Genomic DNA, 745 nt, shown 5'->3' with positions numbered 1-745 from the left:
TCGCCGGCGGCCAGGAATCCATGTCGCTCGCCCCCCACGCCGCCCATATGCGCTCCGGCACCAAGATGGGCGACTTCAAGCTCGTCGACACCATGCTGAAAGACGGCCTGATGGACGCCTTCAACGGCTACCACATGGGCACCACCGCCGAGAACGTGGCCCAGCGCTGGCAGCTCACCCGCGAGGAGCAGGACCAGTTCGCCACCGCGTCCCAGAACAAGGCCGAGGCCGCCCAGAAGGAAGGCCGCTTCAAGGACGAGATCACGCCCGTCACGATCGCCTCCCGCAAGGGCGACATCGTGGTGGATCAGGACGAGTACATCCGCCCCGGCACCACTCTCGAATCCCTCGCCAAGCTCCGGCCCGCCTTCTCGAAGGACGGCACGGTAACCGCCGGCAATGCGTCGGGCATCAATGACGGCGCCGCCGCCCTCGTTCTGATGACCGAGGCGGAGGCCCAGAAGCGCGGCCTGACCCCGCTTGCCCGCATCGCCTCCTGGGCGACGGCCGGCGTCGATCCGGCGATCATGGGCACCGGCCCGATCCCGTCCTCCCGCAAGGCGCTGGAAAAGGCCGGCTGGAAGGTGTCCGACCTCGAGCTCGTCGAGGCCAACGAGGCCTTCGCGGCCCAGGCGCTCGCGGTGAACAAGGACATGGGCTGGGATCCGTCGATCGTGAACGTGAACGGCGGCGCCATCGCCATCGGTCATCCCATCGGCGCCTCGGGTGCGCGCGTGCTCGTGAC

General features: G+C 68.6%; 1 protein-coding gene. It reads left to right on the top strand.

The window, feature by feature from the left end:
* The coding region (locus JKL46_RS34990) for an acetyl-CoA C-acyltransferase (protein ID WP_201843048.1) at positions 1-745 on the top strand (745 nt) is incomplete at both ends.

This window comes from Microvirga zambiensis WSM3693 (genome assembly GCF_016735695.1).
Taxonomy (GTDB): domain Bacteria; phylum Pseudomonadota; class Alphaproteobacteria; order Rhizobiales; family Beijerinckiaceae; genus Microvirga; species Microvirga zambiensis.
The sequence above is the reverse complement of the archived record's forward strand: the minus strand, read 5'-3'. Positions and strand labels throughout refer to the sequence as shown.